Origin of the sequence: Bacillus cereus group sp. N21 (genome assembly GCF_016483395.1) — a bacterium.
Taxonomy (GTDB): domain Bacteria; phylum Bacillota; class Bacilli; order Bacillales; family Bacillaceae_G; genus Bacillus_A; species Bacillus_A pseudomycoides.
Genome location: NZ_JAEHBX010000070.1, coordinates 1 through 23,808, shown reverse-complemented (window position 1 = coordinate 23,808; position 23,808 = coordinate 1). Strand labels below are relative to the sequence as shown.

Here is a 23,808-nt window from a genome sequence, read left to right as displayed (position 1 = left end):
TTGTTGCTGCTTTTTCTTCATCCCACCCAAGTGATAACCTCTTAATATATGTGTTGTAAGGTACTCCGTTTTCTTCAACAAGATTTGCGTAATACTCATGATTTCTTTGTTCTTTAACTGGAATTGTTGCTGCTTCATATAACGAATATCCTTTAGATCTTCTATAAGAAAATAGTGATTGACTAATACCATTTTGAACCGCTACTTGAGCCATTCCACGATGCCTTCCTGGATCTCTTCCTCCGATTGGTTTCGTAATCGCCTTTTGTATACTCCATCCATGATCAATTCTTCGATTAACATTCTTTTTGCTAATTCCATTTTTCAGTGCTAAATCATAATCATCGTTAGTTGGAACTTCTTTGCATTTCATAGTTGTTCTCCTTTCTTAATCAATCTAGTGACTACAAACCCTGTTTCCATAACTAGGTTTCAAAGTAGCTGCTATGCGTTCTTCCCATTTCAGATGTAAAATTCTCGCCTGTAATGTCCTCTTGTTTATGCCGTTCTTTTCTGCTAACGCATATAGTTCCTCAGATATAACTCTATTTTTATGTCCCCTTCTAGCTGACTCTCTAGCTGTTAATTTAGGTGTTATAGCAGCTTCTTTGGGATCCCATTTATAATCATGAACTCTCTTGTAAAACAGTGGATATGGAATGCCGTTTTCTTTTGCCATATCTGCGTATTCCTTATATTTCTTTTTTATCGTTTCTTTAACTGGCTCAGTAATCGCTCTTTCACGATCCCATCCACCAATAATCCTCATCTCTGCCGTTTTCACATGAATACCGTTTTTTTCTGCAATGTCCCTTTCTTCCCATGTTAAAACTGGTCTGTATTTCATAACCATTCTCCTCTCTTAATCCAATGCCATGATTTCAGCTAACGATCTATCCAAAATATAAGTATCTATAATCTGAATTCGTCCGTACTTTTCCTTAGCCATTCCTATCGCTTCGCTTTCTGATTTCGCCTCAAACCAGCGAAGCTTCCATTTTTCGTCCCTGTCGTAAAACTCTATTGAGTACGTCATGACGCTTGTATCACGCTGCAAGAACTTCTCGGCCGTACTCTTTGCTGAGTAATCAAAACTTCCCACTACATCCTCAAGTGTTAGCTGCTTCATGCCCCTACGCCTAATTTCTCTTGCATCTCCATTTGATAAGCCATTTCCAACCGATCCATTACTTCCTGGCGCTTCCTAACTGCTTCCCGTTGTCTCCGCTCTCCTGCCGCACAAATACATGGCGCAAATTGATAACAGCCGTTCCCCTGGTCGTTCCTAATTACTCCCGTTCCTCCACATGCACACATCTTAATTCCCCCTTAGAATGGTAATGCTTTTCTTCTGAAATCCTTTGTATCTTTGAAAACAATTGCTCTAAAGTTATTGAATATACGTGATACAATCCGTTCGTCATATGCGCCCTCTAAACGCTCACCTGTAAGGTTTGTCGTGAAGATGGTAGATTTACCTTGCCTTCCATCGAAAACATCGAATAACACCCTATTAATGAAGTTTGTTGCTTTTGTATTTGCATCTAGAGCACCTAACTCAGCTCCTAAATCATCGACTACTAAAACATCAGCTCTTACTAATGATCGAATGATTGAATCCTCAGTTAAGGAGGAATCTTTGTTGAATGTACTTTTAATCTTCCGTAGCAATTCACCAACTGTGACGAAGACAACTGATATCCCTGCACCTGCAAGCTGATCTGCGATTGCGTAAGCAAGATGTGTTTTCCCTGCTCCACAATTCCCGGCCATAATCGTATTGAACACCTTCTCATTGAGATAATCCGTTGCGATAACCTTTGCGATTTCAAGGTTCTTCGCTCCTTCCTCGCTAGTAGGTTGATAGTTATCGAAATTAGCTTTCTTAATGTTGCTATCGGCAATCATGCTTTGTTGATGGAACAAGAATTTCTTCTCATTCGCTTTGTCTGCATCGTATTTCGCTTGTTCTTGTTGCTGAAGCTTCTTACTTTCGTTTTCAAGGAAGCATCGAGGGCAAACAGCTTGTCCACCAAACTTCATCTTATTCATGCCATGCGTATCACAAACATCAGAATCCATAGTCATATTCACCTTTTTGGCTATATCTGTTGGTATTGCTAGCGCCGCTCTCTGCATTGTTCTTAGCTCCTTTTTTAGAATTCATTTGGATTGTTAACTGATCGAACTTTTCACGTAGCTTTTTAGCAGATAAGATGTTTCCTTGCCAGAATGGATCCGCTTGGCACCAATCAATAACATCTTTAATCTCTTGTGGTTCACGGTTATCCTTTTCACGCATTAATCTAAAGTCATTAGCCCAAGTATCGAAGTTAGGCTCTTTTTGTTTAGGATTGTTACCTTTAATTTTTTCAAACAAATACTTAGCCCCATTGGTGTCGCAAGTTTCAAACTTGTGACGGGAAGTCTTTTTTTCTTTTTCTTTTTCTTTTTGTCCCCGTATCGTGGACGTATCGTGTGACGTATCGTCAAGACCCGCATAAACACTGACTTTTTGTACTAACGAGGTGTTTTCCGTTCGTTCTAGCACCAGTCGTACTAACGATAAATCTTTAATACTTTTAAGTTCCTTTTTGATACAATCCTCAATTGGCTTGCCACCTTTGTTGAGGTTGTATTTACCCCAATTAAGTATGCAAAGTTCTCTTGTTTCTTCGTTATAAACTACAAGATCGTGATGATTAATGAAGCGATCTAATAAAGCTTTTGCACTTTCAATTGAGTAACCCAACTCAAAAGCCATTTGTTTTCTAGTTATCTGATAAACTCCGATTTGGTTCGTATGCTCATTTGTCATTAGATAGAGGTAAAAGTATTTATCCTCTGGTGTCATTTCTTCTGAAACTCTTGCATCTGACCAAAATGAAGTCTGTACATGTCTGTATTTAGCCATTTAGTTCACCTTCTCCATGCGGCATTCATAGGATACGTATTCTTCCATTCCACCAAACTTATATCCGCCTTTAATATTCTTGTTTTCGTTATATAAAAAGTCTTTTCGTGTTTTATAAACTGGTCTGATTGGAGTAACATAGTCATAACCTCTTGCTTCTAAGTCGCGTACTGCTTGCAAAATAGCTTTCATTGATCCACGCTTTACTGTTACCTGGAACATCACATTTCCTCCCGTTCGCATATCGCATAGTCATTTTCAATATCCAATATCGTGTAACCCGGATAGCGTTTCGGGGTAATGTACTTTTCCGCATTCCGTATTACTTCACTTTTGTTCCGTACGCCCTTCCAACACCATGAAGGAAGGACGATTTTCGATATTTTTTGTTGTTCTAACATGGTTTCAACTCCTTAGTTTGCTTTTTTGTACTGATCTTCCCAACCGATTAGCGTTTCTATTGCTTTAGATGCAATTTGTGGGCTAATATCCGTTAAACTATCCGTTCCGATTTTGCTTTTTAATGTATCCTCTATGGTTTGCTTTTCAGCTTTCGAAATGACTGCCACATGCGCTATTTTCGCTTGTATCATCTTCATTTGTTTTTCGGATGCTTTACCATTACTGCCACTGCTTTGCGGCTTACTTTGGCTATTAGTGTTATTATTTTTGTTTTTACTATCTTTTCCGTGACTTACGCCGTTTCCGTCATCATCATCTTCACTTGAGATACCTAAAAGCGCAGTTAGACTGTAACGTCTTCCATAAGTAATTCCACTCCCTGCACCTTGCGCTGTGAAGTCTTTAACTCCCCCACCTTTGATTTGATAAGCTGGTAATGTTAATGGTTCACTTTCAATCCATTCACCACTTTCATGAAGTAACATGGTCGATATAATGATTGATTCACCTTCTGATCCAGTGGATTGCATGAAACTAAGACCATACTTTGTTAAAATCGGTTTTACTGTATTGATAACCACGTCAAGTGGTGCGTATTTACTTTTAAACATCGGATTAGATGCTGTATTTTTTGGATTTTCAACTTCTGCTTGGAACTTAACTAAAGCTTTAGCTAATTCACCGATTGTTTCGCTTCTTTTCACTACACTTCAGCTCCTTCCGTCATGATTTCTAATGTTGGAAGTGTTTCTTCTATATCAACAATTGTTAATTTCACATCTGCTATACCTTCACGAAGTGAAATCTCGTGTTCTTTTAGATTTTTCAACTTAAACTCGTAATCACTTAATTTACGTTTTTCTACTTTAAGTGACTTTTGCAACTCCTTTATCGCTCGTTTCAAAACGGAATCACCTCTTCTTGCTGACTTGCTTCATACACTCCCATAAGAGCTTGCAAACCGTATTCGTAAGCTACAACCATTGATACATCTCCAGGTTCATCACTTTGCTTATAGCGTTCTATTAAACTCATAAGAATTTGAATTTCCATTTCAATTTTGTTTTGTAGGCCCATCTCACTCACCTGCAACTTTCTTCATGGAATTTTCTTCAACATACTGTTTAATGCACTCGGACTCTGTATGGATTGGATCACCATCAAAGTCAAGGTATCCTTCACCGAAATAGATTTCTCCCGAACAACCTTTGCAATAATCCATGAAGTCTCTTGCTGATGAGTCGTGATGATTTCCAATTAACATTGGGTTTTCAATCATTTTCTTTTCCTCCCTTTACTGGGAAAAGCCGATGTGATACAATGAATGTATTAATTTCGTGATCGACTTTTCTAAAACGACCTATCTCCCAATGGGTCGTTTTTTTCATATTTTAAGATGGTAACCAATCTCTAAATCTGTTAAAATTTAGTTACCGATATGTGTTACAACCGGCCTGTGCTTCTGTACGGGCTTTTTTGATGCTTTAAGCATCGAAACATCCAGAAACCGTTGTTTAGGTGGGGGGCACCAATCACTTTAGGTTTTTATGTAGTTTCTAGACATTTCGACAAGCAAAGCTTGTCCATTTTTGTAAAATTGTGGTATTATCGATTTATAAAGTTGATAATTCGACTTTACCCTTATGAGCCTTGAGCCTTCACAATCAAGGCTCGTCCCTTTATTTATCTAGAATGATATATTTGTATGTTTCCTCGACTTTATCTGCGCTGTTATGTACTCCCCTAGCTCTTAAATCTCGTATCATTGCGATGATTTTCTCTCGTTCGTCTTTATCTCGTTGCTCTTTATTCATCTTGTGACCACCCTGTTTTCTTATCCCAAACATCTATCCTATAAATCAAGTACATACCGACTGAAATTACCGTTCCTAAGATTGCTAGTGACATTGGGTTGTCCAACATTTACATCGCTTCCTTTCCAAGAAACTTGTTGATGAAGTAAAGCTGACCTTTCCCTGTAACCTTTGTTGTGAACTTCGTTTCGAATTCTCCGTTACTGTTTGTTCTTACGTATGGCTGTCTTTCGAATAATCCCATATCCATCGATCGTTGAGTTGGTGAGTTGTACATGCTTCCTTCCTTACTGCATAAGTACCCGTTTTCTCTTAACCATTCGAACAATCTGTTTTGACCTGTATCAATTCCTTTTTGTTTAAGTAGTATCGCTAAGTCCTTAACTAAGATTGAGTTCACTGATACCTTGACTGCTTCTGCGAATGTTACAAGTGGTTGTTGCTGTAATACTTTTCGTTCAGCTTCAACTCGTTTTTGTTTTTCTTCTTTTAAGTTAGTAAGAAGGCCAATCATGAAGTCTGGATCAGTTACCGCTTGTTCCAGGACTTGATCTGTCATATATGCTCCATGTTTTCTAATAGAAGGAAGTACTTCTTCAAACACCCACTTTTCAAATTGTTCCGCTTGTGTAAGTTTTGATTTGACGATTAAGCGGTATAGGTTGGGTTCGTTGATGAATTTCTTATTTTGGACACCGCTTGTAGTAGGGACCTCGTGAAACGCGACCCCCTCAGTTTTACAGTGACGCTTGATTGCCTCTGTAGCATTTGCATATCCTAGTAAATTTGCAACGTATGTTGCAGGAAAGTATTCTTTTCCATCTTTCATAAGAATTTCTAATTTGCCGAATGCATCATGTGAAAAGTTTTGTAATTGATTCATTTTTGTTCCTCCTATCTTGTTAACATCAGGTTAACTAAATGTTTTAAAAAAATGACAACCTTAAGTTAACTTTGTTCTAACAGTTCATCAGTTGTCATATTATATAATGTTGATAATTTCCCTAATTTTTCTAAACTCGGTTGCCTTTTTCCTTGTTCCATATAACAATAACCACTTTTGGAACAACTGAGATGTTCAGCCACAAATTGTTGTGTATAACCGAGTGATATCCTTAATTCTTTAACACGTTCTGCATTAAGTTTTATCATTAGCATCACCCTTGTTTCTTTCGATGCTTTTATAATATCAAGTTGTTAACTACAAGTCAACAAATTTCTATAAAAAATATCCGGAGACAAAAACCAAGTTGTCTTAGAGTCAACTTTTCTGTTATATTTTATGTATCTGGTAATACTAAGGTATTAAAAAGGGGATCGTTATGGAGAATATAATTGGGAAAAGAATAAAAGAGATACGAATGTCGCTCGGGTATACGCAGCAACAATTTGCAGATAACGTAGATATCAGTAAACCGATGGTATCTTATATCGAATCAGGGAAGAAGACTCCATCTAGAGAAACTGTTTCAAAAATATCTAATTTAGCAAATGTATCAACTGACTATATTATGGGGCTATCAGATAATAAAAATAATAAAGAATCTTCAGCATCAGATGTTATGTTAGAACTTAAGCATTATATAAATCGTATGGAAAGTTTTGATGAGGAAACGAAAGAATTCGCTATTAAGAAGATAAAAGCTTTAATTTCAGGTTTAGATATAGAAGATAATAAATAATTAGGATGATTGATAGCTACAGCTAACAATTATCCTTTTTTTTAATCATTCCCATTTCACATTCATCTAAAAGAATGCCAATCTCCTTTAAAATCAGGATTGCTTGCTCGTCTCCTTTTTTCGCCATACCAATTAATGATTGAATTCCTTGTTTGCAGTCCTCCATTTTAAATCCCCCATCCTGTTTTTTCTTCATAATAGTTTGTGAACTATTCACAATGATTTAATTTTGGTTCAAATTAGAAAAAAACGAATTTCCCCAGAAAGCACGAAAACGAACGCGACTTCTTTTTTATGTCCATATTATACCACGATAAACGAACGTACGTTCTTTTTTGCGTAATGTATTTTTAATTTTTATCCTTATTCTATTATTATAAACAGATATTTTAAATGTTTACCAAATGTGCTAGTTTTTTATAAATTAACTCCAAAAAACTTTAAAAATGAAATAAAAGCAGTAAAACGTGCATAATTTTATTATTCCTACAAACAGGACCGAATGGTTCTGTTTTTTATTTCCATTCGACAGAATATGACAAGATAATTAATCAACACCAAAATTAAAAATATATTGACATACGGGTACCCCTAATTAGAGAACATTAAAAAGGTAAAACATATTTTGCTATATAACTGAGATATTGCAAATTTATGCTATTATAATTTTAGGTTTAATAGCTTTTTATTTTATTCATACTTAATATTCAAACTGTCTTGGAGGCTTACATATGTATATAAATAGTATTGAAATAAGCAATTTTAGGTCTATTGGAAGTAATCCACCGTTAAAGCTAGATATTAGTGATATTAACGTCCTGTCAGGAATTAACGATACAGGTAAAACTTCGGCTTTATTAGCCTCATTTTTAGGTCTAAATAGTTGTATAAATGTCGGTAAGAAAATCGATGAGGACCTATCTAAATTATTGGATGGAAGTACGCATCGTAAAGGATTTTCTCAAGATAACTCTAGACAATGTATCAGATTATTTCTTAAATGTACAAGAGAAGATTTAGAGAAATTAGGAGATTTTGTAGATGAAAATCCACATTTCGAAAAGAGTTTAAAAGATTTAAGCGACAAAGGGATTTATATTGAAAGAGAAAAGATTAAACAGTTTTTTTCAAACGCCGTAATATTACTAACCCCTCCGCTTAGACCAGAACTGTTCGGCAATTTCCAGTCTTATGTTGATCGTGAATTTTGGAATAATCAAGCTCAAAAATTTTTTGGATATGATGACATTACTGATTTTTCAACTATGTTATATCGTTTAGTTCATAATTCAGCTGAATTAGAGCTTTCCATGAAAGATCTCAATTGTTTATATGTTCCGGGTGTTACAAGAAGTAATGAACAAATTTTAATTAAAGAAGAAGATAAAAAATCACAATTAGTTACTTTTTTCAAAGATGTTTGCTCAGAAAGAGGGAAAACTTCCGGAAACTACAAAAAGTTCATGGAATATTTCAAGATTTTACTACCTGAATTGGTAAGAATTGAAATAAATAGCACTCAAGGTGATGAAAAATATGAGGATATATTTTTCATTTGGAACCAAAATGGAAATGAAAAAGAACAACCATTATCCCGAAGTGGCGATGGAATCTATAATACTATGTTTCTCGTGGCCAAGGTGCTAAATAATTTTTCCGAAATGAATATTGTATTTATTGACGAGCCTGAAATAGGTTTACATCCAATGCTACAACAGAGATTTATTAAATTAATTAGAAAGATTTCTCGTGAATTTTCAATACAATGGGTTTTGGCAACACATTCTCCCTTTATATTACAGTCCTTAAAAAATAATGAGAAACTATATTTAATTAAACATGATGGTACTCAAACCAATTGTCAGGATATTGATATTGCTAATAAAGAAATAGTTTTTAGCACTTTAGGTGCTTATTTACCTTTGGCTCTTTCTGCAACAGGTATAATATTTGTCGAGGGGCAAACTGAGGTTACAGTTTTAACCATACTATTAGATAAAGTTGGTTTAAACATAGAAAAAGAAAGAATATTAATTATTCCTCTTGGTGGTGAAAATCTCTTTCAGATTGCTGCAAAAGATTTAAAAAAATTGCATGAAAAAAGTATGGTCATTATAGATAGTGATTTACTTAAACCTGAAGAGGAAGGAGGATGTATAAAAAAACAAAAATTAGAATATGAAGATAAGTGTTCAGAAAATAACGTTGAATTCTTAATGATTAAAGAATATAGAACACTAGAAAATATGTATCCAAAGGATATTTTAGCGAGTATTTTAGGTATAGAAGAAACATCTCTAGAGTATGGAAACTTTGGTGAAGTACCTGGAATTACAAATAAAATTAAAATAGGGGAATCAGTCGCAAATAAAATGTCTAAAGAAGAAGCTGAACGTTTCCCTCTAATTAAAGAAATACAAAAATGGTGGAATGAAAAATAATATTTGGATGGGAGTCCAATACATATTATTAAAATTAAGATGGTTCAAGTCGGAGAAAGGCACCTTAGGGTGTCTTTTCTTTATGAAAAAATCCCCTCACTTTGTGCAGGGATTACACCTATAAGGGGTACCGTCCCATATCCATCAACTTAATATTTTGAAATACCCCAAAACGAAAATTTTGTGTATTATGCTCGTTTTTATCGTTTTGAGGTAACCCGTTCTTTTTAGCTTGATAGCGATGTGGCGGGACCCCTATTAAGACTAAAATGTTTTGTTCAAGGTGTTCGTTTTCCTTACATGCATTAACATACTTGTATTAACCAGAATTGTTATCTACTTATATTTATTAATCAGTCCACCCTTCGAATAAAATTGCCTCGAGCTCTTCACTCGGGTTATTTGGGTTTGGGATATATATTTCAGTTTTTTTTAGTTTTCCACTAGCGAAATGTGTTGAAAAATCAGGTTGTTCTTCAAGTGCAATATAATCGTCCATTAGCATAACTACAAATATTTTTGATGCATCAGTAGGGATATCATCTATTGTAATATATTCATTAAATACTTTATGCGGGTGCTCTAATTCATACATTCCTCGAACTCGTAGGTTTGATAGTTTTAATGGGTCAATTCCCTTGGCACGAGCCAACTCCTTAGAATCAATCAATGTGGCATTTGTGCTTGCTACTGCATCCCTAATCTCATTAATCAGATCTAAATAGATAGAGCGATCAGCTATCATCGTATTCCCGTAAGCAAACCAAAGTGAAAGAAGTTTGTTATTTTGAGTGTTTAAATTCCCAGCGACGTAAATGACCTCTTTTCTCTCCCACTCTTCCTCGTCAATCTCTCTAGGTAAGTTCTGGCTATCTGGATAGATATAATCTTTTGGATACGAACTGTTTAACGCTAGAGAAGAATAGCTCTGATTATTTAGTTTTTTCGGCTCAACACCGGCTCCACCCTTAATAATAAAATCAGGGAAGTTAGACGAATTACCTGTCCAACTTAGATATTCATTGTACTTCCTCATTTTTTCATGTTCATACTGGTATTGACTAGCACCTGTGCAAAACATATCTTTTACGAAAAATTCAAGGCTATCTCCTGCAGCATTTGCTGAACCGTTTGATCGAAAAATAGGTGTGAGAATACTTGAATTCCTGTCGAGAATGTTCTTTAAAGCCACTAATACATTTGTTGTAGGTGATTGTGCCATTCCGTTTCTCCTTCTGTTTTTTCCTTTATTTTCTCATAGAAACAAAGACTGGCCAAATCCAAACTATTATGGTAAGATGCTATATATTGAAAAGGAGTGGTTTCTTATGGTAGGTACTGAAAGAGAAAAAAGAACTTTTGTGTCTTCGCTTACTTTCACGCCCGAAGAAGTACAAAATGTTTTGTTTGAGAAAATTCGGGAAGAAAACGAACTTGTTCAAACTAATATCACTGAACAAGACAGATTAGAAGAAAAAGAAATGCTAAAAAAACTTCATTATGCCGAAAGAGAAATGAATATTGTTTCGTTATTTTCGGGTGCAGGTGGATTAGATTTAGGAGTAGAACTTTCAAGTATGGTCGTTCAATTTGGAGAAGAAAAAGCATACAGAGCTTTTGAAAACAAAGAAGACTATTTGAAATTGCGTAGTATAGTAAAATGCAATTTTGTTTATTCAAATGATATGTTTACCTCGGCAAACTTAACTTATGTTAATAACTTTGCTCCTACTGTTACTAAAGTCGCAAAGGATATTCGTAAAGTAGCAGAGTTTCCGAGCTGTAACCTTATGCTCGGCGGATTTCCTTGCCCCGGTTTTAGTAGTTCCGGTCCTCGATTACTCGATGATTCACGGAACTTTCTATACGTCCATTACATTCGTGCCTTAGTGCAAAGTACACCCGAGTTTTTTGTTGCTGAAAATGTAAAAGGTCTGATGACAATGGCGAGAGGACAAGTCCTTAGTCAAATGATAGAGGACTTTAAAGCTGCGGGTTATCACGTTACTGCTCATTTAGTTAATTCTCGCGATTATGGTGTTCCACAACTTCGTGAACGAGTATTTATTGTTGGAATTCGCAATGATATTCGTGAAAAATATGGTTTTGAATATGAAGTTCCCGAACCGACACATGGAGAAGGAAAGATACCATATGTCACTTTGAAAGATACAATTAGTGATTTACCTCTAGATGCTAAAGACGTTTACGAAGGCTCGTTTTCAAGTATGTATATGAGCCGTAATCGAAAAAAGAATTGGAACGAGCAAAGTTTTACTATTCAAGCGAGTGGTAGACAAGCTCCAATGCACCCTCACGGTGAGCCTATGAGGAAAATTGGAAAAGACTCTTGGGAATTTCAAGGTGATTTTAATCGTCGTTTATCAGTGCGTGAAGTTGCCCAAATTCAATCTTTTCCTAACTGGTTCGAGTTTTCAAATGGTAATAAAGAAAATGTTACGAATAACCATAAACTTAATGAACAATACAAACAAATTGGCAATGCAGTACCAGTCTTACTAGCTGAAAAAGTGGTTCGTCCAATTATTAAGTTCTTATATGAAGAGATTATTTAAGTAAGAATTAAATTCATAATATGGTGACCCCAGATATAAGAAAAGTCTTATGTAGATTAAGTAGAGAGAGGCACTTTGAGGGAATTGCCTTTTCTTAAAAGCTAGTGGCGGTATGACAGGTAAAGAAATTAAGTTAAAAGTGGAATAGTAAAAAGGCACTCGAAGAAGTGCCTTTTTTTCTCAATAACCGACATTACTTAACGTGGTAAAATAATATTCGGATGGGAGTCCAATACATATTATTAAAATTAAGATGGTTCAAGTCGGAGGAAGGCACCTTAGGGTGTCTTTTCTTTTTTTTCGACAAAGTATAACAAAATAGTAGTTACTGGATTTGTTATGATTTCTTTAAATACTACAATTTTAAATGGGGGATATATATGTTTGGAACAATCATTCAAGATGCCTACATAAGAGATGAAACTGAACAAATCGCTGATGCTTTAGAAGATATTTGTAATTCTCGTAATAATTATGGGTGGTCTTCAGCTGGAATCTATTGTTTTTGGAACTATACAACCAAAGAAGTGCTTTATATAGGACTGGCCGTAGACTTGTTAACAAGATTCAAACAACATAATGGTATTATCGCAATGGATGCCAATGGTTGTAAATTCGAAAAAATCCAGGAATACTTCAAAACACATGAAAAGATCGGTTATTCAGTTTTTGTTCAATCATCACATCATCAACCTGTTTACAGTGAAAATAGAACAGAATGGAAACAATTCAATCCTACACAATTTCCTAATACTCAATCCGCTTCAGAAGATATTAAAATAGCAGAAGGAATATTAATTGAAACTTATAAAATGAGACATGGAGTTTTACCGCCTTGGAATCGAGTCGGTGGTAGTAAAGAAGGTCAAAAAGTAGCTAAACCCGGAAACTATATATTTATTGACAGTCTTAAGTATCCAGAATCTAGTCCTTTCACCGCTAAACACACGCTTCGTGAAATATCTTCAAACGCTACATATCTTGCATTTGAAGAATTCTTACACTCAGCAAGAATGATGATGGGAATAAAAATTACTTTTAATGAAGCCTTAGAAATTATTAAAATGTTTGATGACTTCACATACAATAGAATTATCAAAGATGGGTATTTAAATCATAAACTTAGTTTTTAATTTTAAAAAATGGTTATCAAGTCGAAGAAAGGCACCTTAGGGTGTCTTTTCTTTATTTTCTAAGGACCTGCTCAATTAATCCGTAAAAACATAAAGTAAAATGAATCCGTTAAAACACATGAGTGATCCCTTGTTTTTCCCTCTTATCAAAAGGAGGAACTATTATGGGCTTTGGTGATAGTTGTGGCGGCCACGGTTTTGCTGGAGGATTTGCTTTACTCGTTGTCCTCTTTATATTATTAATCATAGTTGGAGCTGCTTGCTTCTGCTAAAAAACAATGGGAGAGGGCACTCAAAAGAGTGTCTTTTCTTTATGAAAAAAATCCCCACACATTGTGCAGGAATCAAACGTAAACAAATGCTTTGGGTGAACACCATCATAATAATACATATGTCACCCATGAGCAAAACAGGAAAATCATATTTTCTCTCCAGTAAAATATGAACGGTACCCCATGAAATGATGATTATGTATAAGGAAATAATAATTTAGGTAACTTAGCATAGAAGCTCTAATTTAAGAAGTTTTTAATTTTCTCAATAACCAATATAGATAAATATGGTAAAATGGTAATCGGATGGGAATTCAATATATATTATTAAAAGTAGAGTGGTTCAAGTCGGAGGAAGGCACCTTATGGTGTCTTTTCTTTATTTTCAAAAGGACCTGCTCATATATCATTTATAAACATAGGGTAATATAAACCGTTAAAACACATGAATGACTCAATGTTTTTACCTCCTATTGAAAGGAGGAACTATTATGGGCTTTGGTGGTAGTTGTGGTGGCTTTGGTGGCGGATTCGCTTTACTAATTGTACTGTTCATCCTGTTAATTATCATTGGTTGCAGCTGTTGGGGCGGAGGATTCGGCGGAGCTTGCTAAAAACAATTAGAAAAGGCACTCATTGAGTGTCTTTTCTTTATGAAAAAATCCCCACACATTGTGCAGGGGAAAGTGTAAGCCTTTCAGTTGGATGAATACCATCAAAATAATGCGTTTATTCCCCACTAGCAAAAGACCATCTATTTCCGTAGATGGTCTCTGCCTCTTCAGCTTTATTGTACACATTTAAATTATACTGCTAATCGCATGCTATATTTTTATGCAATTGTGCATTTATAATATTTTTCATTATAGTAATAGTGAAAAATATCTATACTAAACTTTGGAAATATTCTGCATAAATATTATCAATTTACTGTATATTCTGTCAATGTTAAGCTTTAAGTGTAATATATATCTGTTTGAACCATGTCCCCTAAAACAAGGTTTGGATAGTCATCTCAATACGCGAGAACAAACAGAAAAAAGGCACCTGAGGGTGCTTTTTTTTTATGAAAAAATCCCCACACGATGTGCAGGGATCAAGAGCGAATGTACTCATATATTACAGCAACACTCCTCCACTAACAAAACAGTAAAATCTTATTTCCACCCTGATAAAATACAGTTTTATTATATAATTTCACGTACTATATCTGATTGATAAAACCAAATTCCACAATAAGAAAGATTCCAACCAACCGTCCCTTATCCTCTAGATAAATCAATGTTAATTCTCTTATTTATTCCTCTATCTAAGACAGTGTGTTTTAAAGTAGTACAATACCTTATATTTTTCATCTTTTATTCGTAATTAGTCTTGACTGAAGATCTTGAGGGTTTTTATCATGCCGCAGCGAAGTTAGGAAAACGGCTGGTTGGCAGATTTATCCCCTATGCTGAAAGAATACAAAAAGTAATCAATCAGAATAGAAAGGATAAGCGTCTTCGGTTAATACCATGCCTTGCTTTGTCAGTGTTCCGTATGTATAGACCCTATTCACTTAATGACTTTCGCCATATGCACCCTTTTTCGTAGGCTTGTCCTCACAATATCGTCCCTATGTGACAAGCTGAATACACTCCCTAGCGCCGTAACGCTAACGATAACCGTCCGAACCTTTTAGACTAAACGCCTAGGTAAGTTCTCACCTACCCCCACCGAATGAATAGGAATCCAATGAGGGGCGCTGTTTTTGTAGGCGTATACTCTGTACCCCCTGCACGACCAACAGCAAGCCACGCCGTAACACGTTCCCGCTAAATGTATGGCAGCACGGAATTACGGCTTATCAGTTTTTATTAACGTGGTTTCAGGCAATTCCACGCGAATAGAAAACAAAAAAGGCATCTCCACTCCTAAATGACCTGTACATTCACAAGACTTCTAGGTTTAGAGATGCCCTATATATCTTTTTGACTATAAAAAACATTTACTAGTTGAATTTTAGTCAAATCATAGATAAAATGGGTATATCAAAGAAGCCTCGTGAAAAGGCATAATTGTTTAAGGATAGTGATGGTACACTACTTAAACGGAAATCCCGTCTGGTTAAACAGGTTATATCTAGCCAAGTGGTGGTACACTAGCTAGAATCAGTCATTCCCGCTAAAGGTTGGTAGCCGATAGCGAATGGGAGTGGCTTTTTTGTTTTCCATTCATATTCAATTGTTCTATCTATTTATGTTCATTTGAATTATCAAATTATGTTTTGTTTTGTAGAATGATGCTTGTTGATTATTACGTTACAACAAGTTTTTTTCTTTGTAAATGCCTCTATAACCCGTAATATTTCACTCTACTTAAAAATGAAATTTCATTTTTATACTTTTATACTTTTATAATTTTATAAAAATCTAGTTTTTTAAAAACAGAATGATATTTTTTTTATAAAATTATACTTTTATAAAAATATAAATTTATAATTTTATAAAAAACACGCTAATAAAGCTTGATAATATAACCCTTTCAAAATAGGTTTTTAAAAACATCATCTATTTATAGATTAATAGTAAACTTTTTATAAAAGTATAAAATTATAAATTTATACTTTACCGACGGTTTGTTGTGGTATAAAATCAAATTATAAATTTATAAAAGTATAAAAAAACTTTTTTTACGAGGTGACGGAAAATGTGCAAGGTTATCACAACTGGGAACTTCAAAGGTGGGGTCGGAAAGACTACCAACGCTGTAATGTTAGCTTATACATTCGCGAAACAAGGAAAGAAAACTTTATTAGTAGATTTAGATCCACAAGCAAATGCGACTGATTTACTATTCAATACAATGAAAAAAGTCCATTCAATCGAACCGGAATTCAAAAGAACATTAGCTATGGCTCTTATAGATGCTAACTTACAAAGTGCGTTGATTAATGTACTGCCTAACTTAGACTTGCTTCCATCTTACGAGGATTTACAAACATATGAGAAGTTCCTATTCAGAAATTTTGAGGATGACTTCTCACAAGATACTTATTTCGCAAAACAGTTAAGTGCAATCAAAGAAAATTATGATTACATTTTTATTGATGTACCACCACAATTAAATAAATTTGCAGACAGCGCATTAGTCGCTAGTGACTATGTTATGGTCATTTTACAAACACAAGAAAGATCACTAAAAGGTGCTCAGAAATATATTGAACATGTATTTTCGTTAGCGGATGATTACAATTTACCATTAGAAATTATCGGGGCATTACCTGTACTGATGCAAAACGGAAATGAAATTGACAAGGATATCCTTCAAGAAGCCGAAGAGATTTTTGGTAAAGCTAATGTGTTCAGCAATATCATTAAACAGATGGCGCGTTTAAAGAGATTTGACAGAACAGGAATCACTTATAACTTGAAAGATGTGCATGATAAAAACGTTCATACTGTATACCAAAATATTGCAGATGAAGTTGAAAAAAGAATCGAGATTTTGGAAGGAATGGCCACAGTAAATGGATAACAAATTGAATATAGATAAAGAACAACTTGGTATGAGAAGAAAGAAAACTGAAGGATCAGTAACGATTACACCCGAAAGTAAAGAAAAGCAGGAACGGAGTTTTCCTGAAGATGATAAGCTCTTTGAAAAACCCAAGAGAAAACTTACTACGAAAGAGTTACCAAAGTCTTTCCGCGTCTCATTAGAAACACACACAGCAATATCAACACTTGCTACAATTGAAGATATGAAAATTTATGAAGTAATAAATATGTTAATCGAAGAAAAAGTTGCTTCATTACCTGCCCCAAAACAAAAGTTAGTAAAAAACGCTGTAAAACAAGTGCTTGAAGTAAAGAAAAGTCGAGAATAGGTATAAAATTTAATTTTATGCCTATCTAAATAAATACATTTATAATTTTATAAAATTATAAAATTATAAAAATCAAAAGGAGATACCGCCAATGTACAGCATCCATCTTGACTAGTCATTTGATTGGTGGGACACCTAAATAGGAGCGGACAATTTGGATAAACAATACCTAGTGACTGTGACACCTGTTCAAGATAATTCTAAGCCACAGAAAAAGAATTCATTGTCAGCAACAGACAGGAAAAATATAAAAGTATCACCTGAAACACTTAATAAAATAAAAGCCATTTGCACAATAAAAGACATAAAAAATTATGAGCTTATTGATGAAATGTTAGATTACTATATCGATAATAAGTTGAATTCAAATGAGCAAAATAACCTAAATGACATAATGTCTGTAAGAAGATAAGCATAACGCTTGTCTTTTTTTATTTATTATCAAAAATTTTTAGGGAGGATTGTAGATTGTTAGGGAGAATGTTGCAATAGGAACGAAAGGAGGAACGGATAAAAATGAATCAGGAACAGTGGAACGGGGATCGTGACTCATTAGAAAAGTCTTATTGGACAAAGGAAGTTGCCGAGACTCTTGGTATAAGTGATAGCTATTTACGCAAATGGTGTTTAGAACTAGAGAAGAACGGATACAAATTTATCAAAGTTAAGGACGGAAAGAACAGAGAGAACCGAGCTTTCACGGAACATGATTTGATTGCATTACGAAAGTTTCAATCACTTATCGGGAACGCCGGAACGACACGTTCCATGGCTGCTAAGGTCATCGCTGAAGAATACAGTTCAGAAGATAGGAACGGTGGAACGGGGGCTGTTCCTGCACCTCTTATTAGAGATAATGATCGTGAGAAAGCCTTAGAGGAACTAAAACAACTAGCTTTTAATGTTTGGAAAGATGAATTAAAATCAGAACTTATAGAAGAGATTAAACAAGAACTTAAAGAAGAAATACAGCAGCATATGAAAGAAGAAGTAAAATCAGCAGAGGAACGTCTTGGTGAACGTTTAAATAGCCATGACGAACTACTCATGAAGACGATTCGCGAACAACAAGAGACTAAAAAGATGTTGGCTGCTGCACAGGAGAAGAAGAAATGGTGGCAATTCTGGATTAAATAGAATTGCTATACTGTTTCTTTTTTCACTTATCACCACACACGTAGTGACTTCTTTGAAAAGAGAGGATTATAAAAAGCCCTGTAAATACAAGGCTTTTACTTTCTCATTTGCTCTTTACTTTTCAAAACATCCTCTTTAAAAAATAGTCGATCTCGAACCATTTCTTTGATTGGTTTTATTTTTTCTTTTTTTATCATGTTGTTAAGATTCTGCCTTGAACATCCAAGGATGAACATGATTTCTGGATATAATTAGAAATTAATCTTACAATTCCCTTCTTGAATTGGTATGATTTACTTAATTTAAGGGGGGGAGATTTTTGAGTTTAAATATGTATCTAGGAGAAGTACAAAGTCAGACTCAAAGCATGAATGCTGTATGTACCGCTACCATTCAAGGTATGGAACAAGCCATTCAGTCGATTGATGCTTTTACCAGTGATACCGTTCTACAAGGGCAAACTTACGATAGTGCAAAAGCATTTTTCGCAGAAACTTTTCGCCCTTTAGCGCAAGGAATCATTTACTTATGTGAAGAATTAATCCGTCAGAACGATGCCTTTCCAAGTCAATTTCAATCAAAGGTAGCTTCAACGGATGTAATCGAACAAGAAATATTAGAACAAATTCAAGAAATTGACCGAATGAAAACAAGTATGGAAGCCGTCAGTCAAGCTATGCCAATACCAGGTATGGATGCTATGGCGAATCTTTTTACTGTCATGAGGAAAAAACTGCAAGAAAAGCTAGATCATCTACATGAATTTAATCAAACATCTAGCGATAACTATAGTACAGCAATTCAATTAGCAGCTAGCATTGCGACAGGTCTTGCTGAAGTCCAAAGTGGAAAAGGCTTTAGTCCTGCTAGTGGTACATTTAGTACACAAGGATTGAATATGGAGTGGACAACTTCTATTCAATTGATTGAAGAAGAGAGGGCACGTCGGGCTGAAAAACTTCTAAAGAGTAGTTCAATTGAAGAAGGAAAAATGTGTGGTAAGCTACCTGAAAAATCTACTTTCGAAAAAATTCGGGACGGTATTGTAGAAGGAACAGGGGAAGCGGTTGAAGATACCATAGAAGGATTTAAGGCACTTGGTAAATGGGAAACGTGGGAAAACATGGGGAATGCTGCGTTACATCCTATTGATACACTTAGTACCATGTATAATGTATTGTCAGATTCATTTATTAATGATGTAATAAATGGAGATGCTGAAAGTCGTGCTAAATGGGGAAGTTATGCTTTAACACAAGTCGCATTAGGAGTCATTGGTGATAAAGGATTAAGTAAAGCAAGTAAATTAGGTCAAGTGGGTAAAGTAACTAAACTAGCAAAAGATAAGATTCCACAAGGGTTTTCGTATATTACAAGCAATTTACAATTAAGGGATCGCTTTGCATTCGCAGGTGCTAGTGGATTTGGAAGCACTCAGATAAAAACTTTTGAAACTTTACGAGAAGCCCGTGATACATTTCTGTTTTCCAAAACTAGTGGACGAAGTAGAGTTAAAGATGTACAAGAAGTAATAGAAGATTATGCAAATAAAGTTCTTGATAGAGTTGAAGTAAAAGGTGAGTATAGTTCCTCTACTAGGGAATCTAAAGTATTACGTGAAGAACTTAAGGACGCGGGGATTGACCCACCTCCATATCCTAATGCAGCACATCACATTGCACCTTGGAATGATAGAAGGGCGAAGCAAGCTCAAAAATTATTGGAATATTTCAAGATACATCATGATTCTGCTGCTAATGGAGTGTTTCTTCCAGGGTATGGGGCAGAAGGGCATAAATATGTAACTACTGAAGTGCTACATATAGGTAGCCATGGCCCAGAATATATAAGAGAAGTAGAAAGAACACTTCAATATATTAAAGATATTGGTGGTACTCAAGCTGATGCTGTTGATGCCTTACATGATATAAGAGAACAACTATTGAAGGGCACATTAGAACTAAATACGCCAAAAAATAAATGACTTTTCAGGAGGGTACAATGAAGATCTGGGAATTACGAGGCTCTTTGAATGATTATGAATCTTTTCAACTACTAAATTTTGATCAAGACCATGAAAAATATTTTGATGGGAAATTTGATTTAGCAAAAAGTTTATCTAATTCATGGGGAGATATACTGATTGAATGTGTAGAAGAAGGTAAACAAAGTGATTGTCCACATTTTTGGGGAAGGAATGGTACATTACTTATTAGTAATAAGGCAAAAAAACTTTTAGAGGCTTTAATAGGGAATGATGTTGAATTTCTTCCTCTAATACATAATGCTACTAATGAACCCTACTATGCCGTTCATGTATTAAATCATTTAGATGCAATTGATAATACCAATACAATCTTTAAAAAGTTAAGAAGCGGCTTAATAGTAGGTTGTGAAAAATATTCATTTATATCCAATGTTGTAGAAAACGAAGATATTTTCAAAGTATTTTTAAATAATCATGTTTATTCAATTTCTGTTTTTGTCTCAGATGAATTTAGAAATGCAGTGTTAGAAAGTGATTTGACAGGTTTCGAATTTGTTGAGGTATGGGATTCGGAATCGAACATGTAAAACAAAGTCCTAAAACAGAAGGATGATAAAAAAGAAGAACGCCTTGTAGTAAGGGTAAACGTTCTTCCTTTTTGCTGTAAATTCACTTAAATTTCTTGTGCTACAACTATACCAGTATTTCCATGTGCATTAGACGGTGCACCACCACTATCACCTTTATTATAAGCAGGTGCAGGTGTATCCCCTATATTGTAAACCAAATCCGGTCTTTGTGGTGCAGGTGTGTCACCTTCAGCCATTGCTAATAAACCAAATGACGTAACCGTTAATAGTAGTACTGCTTTAAGTTTTTTCATTACACTAACGCTCCTTTTTCTTCATATTTCTTCCTTGCTTCATTACTCATGTGAAAATACTTACTTGCTTTTTTCTCGTTTTCTTCCTTATAGAACATAGTTGCTAATATTTCCGTGTATTCTTGTACGCAACGTGTTAAACCTTCTGCTTCGAAATAGGAAATCCCTTCTAAAACAACACTTTCCAACGTTAGAGAATCAGAACCATTATTCATTACCTTTAGGATATTAAAGCGGTGCACGTATTCCTTATTTTCTATCTTAGTACAAGCTGCAAACCCTTTTTCAATTAGTGTATTAGTCTTGTTGCGTTCACCCAATTTATAATGTTCCCTAGCCTGTAAGAACATAGCTTTATAATGGTTTGGAAGGTGTTCTATAACCTCTGATAAATGACGAATAGCTAAATCTGAAAGGTTTTGATTTGCATATAACCAGCCTAGATTATTTCTAATACGTAACAGTAGTTCCTTGTTATCAATCTTTTTAACAATATCAATAGCTTTATTTAAGTGTTCTTCAGCTTGTTCAAACTGCCTTATCTGTATACACGTTAAGCCAAGGACGTTCTCGCATAAAGCGATGTTAATGTCATAGGAGTTAGTTTTGCTGAAAAAGTCTTTTGCTTTACTAGCATATGAAATAGATGGTAGGGGTTTATAAATTTGGTAATAGAAAGCCGCCAACCTATAGTTAAATTCTGCTTTTTCTAATTCGGTCGGCACATACATTAATAGTTTTTCCGCTTTCTCAAAATGTTCCCCGGCTTCATTGTATTCCGCAAGAATTGTGCTGTGAATTGCTTTGAAAAAGTGGTAATAATAGGATAGAAAGCTGTTATCAGGTATATCAAAGGAGTTAATTTCATTAAAATTATCTTTTGTAATGTTAAGTCCACCTGTTAGTACTTTATATCTAAAATTTAATAATGAATAATATAGTAGTAGGTTTTCGTCTTCTTTTATACTAGAAAGTTTGTCTTCAATTTCTTGTTTGAATTGTTTTGCTTTTTCTACTTGCTGTTGCAACATTGATTGATACCAAGTATCTAATATTTGCTTGATTTGCTCTTTAGTTATTATATGTGCGTTCATAACAAGTCATCCCCCTTGTTTTTTTATCTTTAATTTACTAAATATTAACATATTTATAGATGTTTTATAGAATCCCCTCTTTTAAACTACTTGAAAAATAATTGTCAGAATACTTTCATGGGAGTAAAAAATAAAAAACCGCCCATAAGGACGGCTCTTGTTTTTACTTCACATATACATAAGCTTCATTTGCTGTTACATAGTATGTTTTACCTTTGCTGTTGTGTACTTTGTACTGAGTTGAACCATTTACAGTTACTTTGGCATCAATTGCAAATCCTAGCCCTGCATCTATAGATCCAGCCACATCTTTATCCTGCCAAGATGGAGAATCATAGAAACGTAGGTTGTCCACTTTGGACACAACACGTTTTCCTACAATAGATGAATCTACTGTGCTTTTCTTATCGAATTTCACATAAGAAGGATTGTATTTAATCCACTGATTTCCACCAAGATTTAGCCATCCATCTTTTTCGGCCCACACAACATAGGATTCTGGTTTGTTAAGTTGACGAATTACAGAATAGCTTGCATCTGGTCCTTTACGTAAATTCACGTTGTATCCTTGAATGTAAGCAACTCCATCTGTTACAGCTGTTGGTACTTCTTCTGGTTTAGATGGTTGTTCTGGAACAGAAACATCAACATTAGAATTACTATATGCACGTTTCACATCAGCACGGAATTGGGCTTCTGATACGCCGTGGCTACGTAAGTAATCAAGCGGGTCTTCATGATCTGTACCGCCAAGGTACTTCGTTACATCATAGTGAGTCCATAATCCTTTTTCTACAGATAATCCGCGGTCACGTAGAATCTTGGCTAGCAGCTTCACATATTCATCATATGAAACTTTGAATTTATCATAATCAGATGTTTCACACAGTTCTACGTGTACAAATCGTTTGTTTGCACCTGGTCCGCCACCATAAGCGATGTATTTTGTATCAGCAATTTGGATTGTTTCATTCCAATCTACTGCATAATGAACAAATGCATTTCTCCATGTACGAGTTTCGTATTTTTGAATATTAATAGCCGGAGCTTCTGGAGTTGCTGTACTATGTGCCACAACGCCCTCATAAGCACCTACACCATAACGATAAGGAGTTTTAGGTAATCCATCAATAATAAGAGTTCTATCTGCAAAAGCTTCTGTAGTAAGACTAAATAGAAGCAGTGAGGTCATGAATATGGTGGAAACAAATTTAAACGATTTTTTCATTAGGCATCTTCTCCTTTTTCTTCGTGATCAGTCCAAATCCCCAAAGCAATACCAAATAAATAAACAGCCTTTTCGACCTTATCCAAATTTCCTTCGAATCCGGTCATTCCAAAAACTGATAAAATTAATCCAAAGCATGAAAAAAGCGCAACCCATGTTTTCCAGTTGCGCAAACGTTTTAAAATATTTTCTTTTGTAAGTGGCAAGTCTTATACACCTCCTTTCAATAACAGTCCAATAAGTGCCGTTACAATTGCACCGATTATGATGCGGAGAATCCATGTGGTATTGGCACTGATTTTATCAAGTTGCTTATTTATATTAACGATGTCTTTTTCGTTCCCTAAAGTACGAGACTCTAAGTTTCGAATGTCATC

Annotated in this window: 34 protein-coding genes and 1 pseudogene; 12 read left to right on the top strand and 23 right to left on the bottom strand. The window is 34.9% G+C overall.

Annotated elements, in window-relative coordinates; all coding sequences use genetic code 11:
- The 15 genes from JDS96_RS25430 to JDS96_RS25365 all read right to left on the bottom strand — a co-directional run.
- Positions 1-373, bottom strand: a 373-nt coding sequence (locus tag JDS96_RS25430) for a hypothetical protein (protein WP_199668434.1), incomplete at its 3' end; no start/stop codon positions are given.
- 24 nt (positions 374-397) lie between these two features.
- Positions 398-847, bottom strand: a complete 450-nt coding sequence (locus tag JDS96_RS25425) for a hypothetical protein (protein WP_199668433.1) — start codon at positions 845-847, stop codon at positions 398-400.
- A 15-nt stretch (positions 848-862) separates the two neighbouring features.
- Positions 863-1,129: a hypothetical protein gene (locus JDS96_RS25420; RefSeq protein WP_199668432.1), complete on the bottom strand. Its 267-nt coding sequence runs from the start codon at positions 1,127-1,129 to the stop codon at positions 863-865.
- Positions 1,126-1,317, bottom strand: a complete 192-nt coding sequence (locus JDS96_RS25415) for a hypothetical protein (RefSeq protein ID WP_199668431.1) — start codon at positions 1,315-1,317, stop codon at positions 1,126-1,128. Before JDS96_RS25415 ends, JDS96_RS25420 begins: the two co-directional genes overlap by 4 nt.
- A gap of 12 nt (positions 1,318-1,329) precedes the next feature.
- Positions 1,330-2,088: an ATP-binding protein gene (locus JDS96_RS25410; protein ID WP_199668435.1), complete on the bottom strand. Its 759-nt coding sequence runs from the start codon at positions 2,086-2,088 to the stop codon at positions 1,330-1,332.
- On the bottom strand, positions 2,072-2,914 hold the full coding sequence (locus JDS96_RS25405; RefSeq protein WP_199668430.1) for a hypothetical protein: 843 nt from the start codon (positions 2,912-2,914) through the stop codon (positions 2,072-2,074). Before JDS96_RS25405 ends, JDS96_RS25410 begins: the two co-directional genes overlap by 17 nt.
- Entirely contained in the window at positions 2,915-3,136 is a 222-nt protein-coding gene (locus JDS96_RS25400) for a hypothetical protein (RefSeq protein ID WP_098206419.1), read from the bottom strand. It abuts the gene before it with no gap.
- Entirely contained in the window at positions 3,136-3,315 is a 180-nt protein-coding gene (locus JDS96_RS25395; RefSeq protein WP_199668429.1) for a hypothetical protein, read from the bottom strand. Before JDS96_RS25395 ends, JDS96_RS25400 begins: the two co-directional genes overlap by 1 nt.
- 12 nt (positions 3,316-3,327) lie before the next feature.
- Positions 3,328-4,020 (bottom strand): ERF family protein, encoded by a 693-nt coding sequence (locus JDS96_RS25390; RefSeq protein ID WP_199668428.1) that lies wholly within the window; start codon positions 4,018-4,020, stop codon positions 3,328-3,330.
- A complete protein-coding gene (locus JDS96_RS25385; protein WP_199668427.1) occupies positions 4,020-4,220 on the bottom strand; it encodes a hypothetical protein in 201 nt (66 codons plus the stop codon). Before JDS96_RS25385 ends, JDS96_RS25390 begins: the two co-directional genes overlap by 1 nt.
- Positions 4,217-4,393, bottom strand: a complete 177-nt coding sequence (locus JDS96_RS25380) for a hypothetical protein (protein WP_199668426.1) — start codon at positions 4,391-4,393, stop codon at positions 4,217-4,219. Before JDS96_RS25380 ends, JDS96_RS25385 begins: the two co-directional genes overlap by 4 nt.
- Position 4,394: 1 nt before the next feature.
- A complete protein-coding gene (locus JDS96_RS25375) occupies positions 4,395-4,595 on the bottom strand; it encodes a hypothetical protein (protein ID WP_033796938.1) in 201 nt (66 codons plus the stop codon).
- A gap of 400 nt (positions 4,596-4,995) precedes the next feature.
- Positions 4,996-5,130, bottom strand: coding sequence for a hypothetical protein (locus tag JDS96_RS32900; protein WP_274605972.1), 135 nt, complete (start codon positions 5,128-5,130; stop codon positions 4,996-4,998).
- A gap of 109 nt (positions 5,131-5,239) precedes the next feature.
- On the bottom strand, positions 5,240-6,013 hold the full coding sequence (locus tag JDS96_RS25370) for a phage antirepressor (RefSeq protein ID WP_199668425.1): 774 nt from the start codon (positions 6,011-6,013) through the stop codon (positions 5,240-5,242).
- A 65-nt stretch (positions 6,014-6,078) separates the two neighbouring features.
- Entirely contained in the window at positions 6,079-6,282 is a 204-nt protein-coding gene (locus JDS96_RS25365) for a helix-turn-helix domain-containing protein (RefSeq protein ID WP_199668424.1), read from the bottom strand.
- Positions 6,283-6,452: 170 nt separating this feature from the next.
- Between JDS96_RS25365 and JDS96_RS25360 the strand changes: the two genes are divergently transcribed.
- The gene (locus JDS96_RS25360) at positions 6,453-6,812 is read left to right on the top strand and encodes a helix-turn-helix domain-containing protein (RefSeq protein ID WP_199668423.1); all 360 of its coding nucleotides are present in this window, start codon (positions 6,453-6,455) and stop codon (positions 6,810-6,812) included.
- 22 nt (positions 6,813-6,834) lie between these two features.
- Here the strand turns inward: JDS96_RS25360 and JDS96_RS25355 are convergent, their stop codons facing one another.
- Entirely contained in the window at positions 6,835-6,978 is a 144-nt protein-coding gene (locus JDS96_RS25355) for a hypothetical protein (RefSeq protein ID WP_179863637.1), read from the bottom strand.
- Positions 6,979-7,543: 565 nt separating this feature from the next.
- Between JDS96_RS25355 and JDS96_RS25350 the strand changes: the two genes are divergently transcribed.
- The gene (locus JDS96_RS25350; RefSeq protein WP_199668422.1) at positions 7,544-9,253 is read left to right on the top strand and encodes an ATP-dependent nuclease; all 1,710 of its coding nucleotides are present in this window, start codon (positions 7,544-7,546) and stop codon (positions 9,251-9,253) included.
- 349 nt (positions 9,254-9,602) lie between these two features.
- On the opposite strand, the gene JDS96_RS25345 is transcribed toward JDS96_RS25350, so the two are convergent.
- Entirely contained in the window at positions 9,603-10,475 is an 873-nt protein-coding gene (locus JDS96_RS25345; RefSeq protein WP_199668421.1) for an NgoPII family restriction endonuclease, read from the bottom strand.
- 106 nt (positions 10,476-10,581) lie between these two features.
- Between JDS96_RS25345 and JDS96_RS25340 the strand changes: the two genes are divergently transcribed.
- The 8 genes from JDS96_RS25340 to JDS96_RS25305 all read left to right on the top strand — a co-directional run bounded on the left by JDS96_RS25340 (position 10,582) and on the right by JDS96_RS25305 (position 18,239).
- Entirely contained in the window at positions 10,582-11,829 is a 1,248-nt protein-coding gene (locus JDS96_RS25340) for a DNA cytosine methyltransferase (RefSeq protein ID WP_199668420.1), read from the top strand.
- Between the two features lie 380 nt (positions 11,830-12,209).
- Entirely contained in the window at positions 12,210-12,962 is a 753-nt protein-coding gene (locus JDS96_RS25335; RefSeq protein WP_199668419.1) for a GIY-YIG nuclease family protein, read from the top strand.
- A 164-nt stretch (positions 12,963-13,126) separates the two neighbouring features.
- Positions 13,127-13,234: a YjcZ family sporulation protein gene (locus tag JDS96_RS25330; RefSeq protein WP_199668418.1), complete on the top strand. Its 108-nt coding sequence runs from the start codon at positions 13,127-13,129 to the stop codon at positions 13,232-13,234.
- Between the two features lie 491 nt (positions 13,235-13,725).
- Positions 13,726-13,848 carry a YjcZ family sporulation protein gene (locus JDS96_RS25325; RefSeq protein ID WP_081811100.1) on the top strand — a complete coding sequence of 41 codons (123 nt, stop codon included), beginning with the start codon at positions 13,726-13,728 and terminating at the stop codon, positions 13,846-13,848.
- Between the two features lie 2,074 nt (positions 13,849-15,922).
- A complete protein-coding gene (locus JDS96_RS25320) occupies positions 15,923-16,750 on the top strand; it encodes a ParA family protein (RefSeq protein WP_199668417.1) in 828 nt (275 codons plus the stop codon).
- Positions 16,743-17,102, top strand: coding sequence for a hypothetical protein (locus tag JDS96_RS25315; protein WP_199668416.1), 360 nt, complete (start codon positions 16,743-16,745; stop codon positions 17,100-17,102). Before JDS96_RS25320 ends, JDS96_RS25315 begins: the two co-directional genes overlap by 8 nt.
- Before the next feature lie 154 nt (positions 17,103-17,256).
- A complete protein-coding gene (locus JDS96_RS25310) occupies positions 17,257-17,514 on the top strand; it encodes a longin-like domain-containing protein (protein ID WP_199668415.1) in 258 nt (85 codons plus the stop codon).
- 104 nt (positions 17,515-17,618) lie between these two features.
- Positions 17,619-18,239, top strand: a complete 621-nt coding sequence (locus JDS96_RS25305) for a DUF3967 domain-containing protein (RefSeq protein WP_199668414.1) — start codon at positions 17,619-17,621, stop codon at positions 18,237-18,239.
- 95 nt (positions 18,240-18,334) lie between these two features.
- On the opposite strand, the pseudogene JDS96_RS32460 reads toward JDS96_RS25305, so the two are convergent.
- Positions 18,335-18,481: pseudogene (locus JDS96_RS32460) on the bottom strand (DNA-binding protein); the annotation flags it as partial.
- Between the two features lie 77 nt (positions 18,482-18,558).
- Here JDS96_RS32460 and JDS96_RS25300 point away from each other — a divergent pair.
- Positions 18,559-20,223 carry an AHH domain-containing protein gene (locus JDS96_RS25300; RefSeq protein WP_199668413.1) on the top strand — a complete coding sequence of 555 codons (1,665 nt, stop codon included), beginning with the start codon at positions 18,559-18,561 and terminating at the stop codon, positions 20,221-20,223.
- Positions 20,224-20,240: 17 nt separating this feature from the next.
- The gene (locus JDS96_RS25295; RefSeq protein ID WP_199668412.1) at positions 20,241-20,813 is read left to right on the top strand and encodes an imm11 family protein; all 573 of its coding nucleotides are present in this window, start codon (positions 20,241-20,243) and stop codon (positions 20,811-20,813) included.
- Between the two features lie 86 nt (positions 20,814-20,899).
- On the opposite strand, the gene JDS96_RS25290 is transcribed toward JDS96_RS25295, so the two are convergent.
- The 5 genes from JDS96_RS25290 to JDS96_RS25270 all read right to left on the bottom strand — a co-directional run.
- On the bottom strand, positions 20,900-21,109 hold the full coding sequence (locus tag JDS96_RS25290; RefSeq protein ID WP_048517221.1) for a hypothetical protein: 210 nt from the start codon (positions 21,107-21,109) through the stop codon (positions 20,900-20,902).
- Positions 21,109-22,203 (bottom strand): response regulator aspartate phosphatase, encoded by a 1,095-nt coding sequence (locus tag JDS96_RS25285; RefSeq protein WP_199668411.1) that lies wholly within the window; start codon positions 22,201-22,203, stop codon positions 21,109-21,111. The genes JDS96_RS25290 and JDS96_RS25285 overlap by 1 nt, the downstream gene beginning before the upstream one ends.
- 163 nt (positions 22,204-22,366) lie before the next feature.
- Entirely contained in the window at positions 22,367-23,431 is a 1,065-nt protein-coding gene (locus tag JDS96_RS25280) for an N-acetylmuramoyl-L-alanine amidase (RefSeq protein WP_199668410.1), read from the bottom strand.
- A complete protein-coding gene (locus JDS96_RS25275) occupies positions 23,431-23,637 on the bottom strand; it encodes a hypothetical protein (protein WP_003205225.1) in 207 nt (68 codons plus the stop codon). The genes JDS96_RS25280 and JDS96_RS25275 overlap by 1 nt, the downstream gene beginning before the upstream one ends.
- A gap of 3 nt (positions 23,638-23,640) precedes the next feature.
- Positions 23,641-23,808: hemolysin XhlA family protein (locus tag JDS96_RS25270; RefSeq protein WP_199668395.1), on the bottom strand; the 168-nt coding region annotated here is incomplete at its 5' end.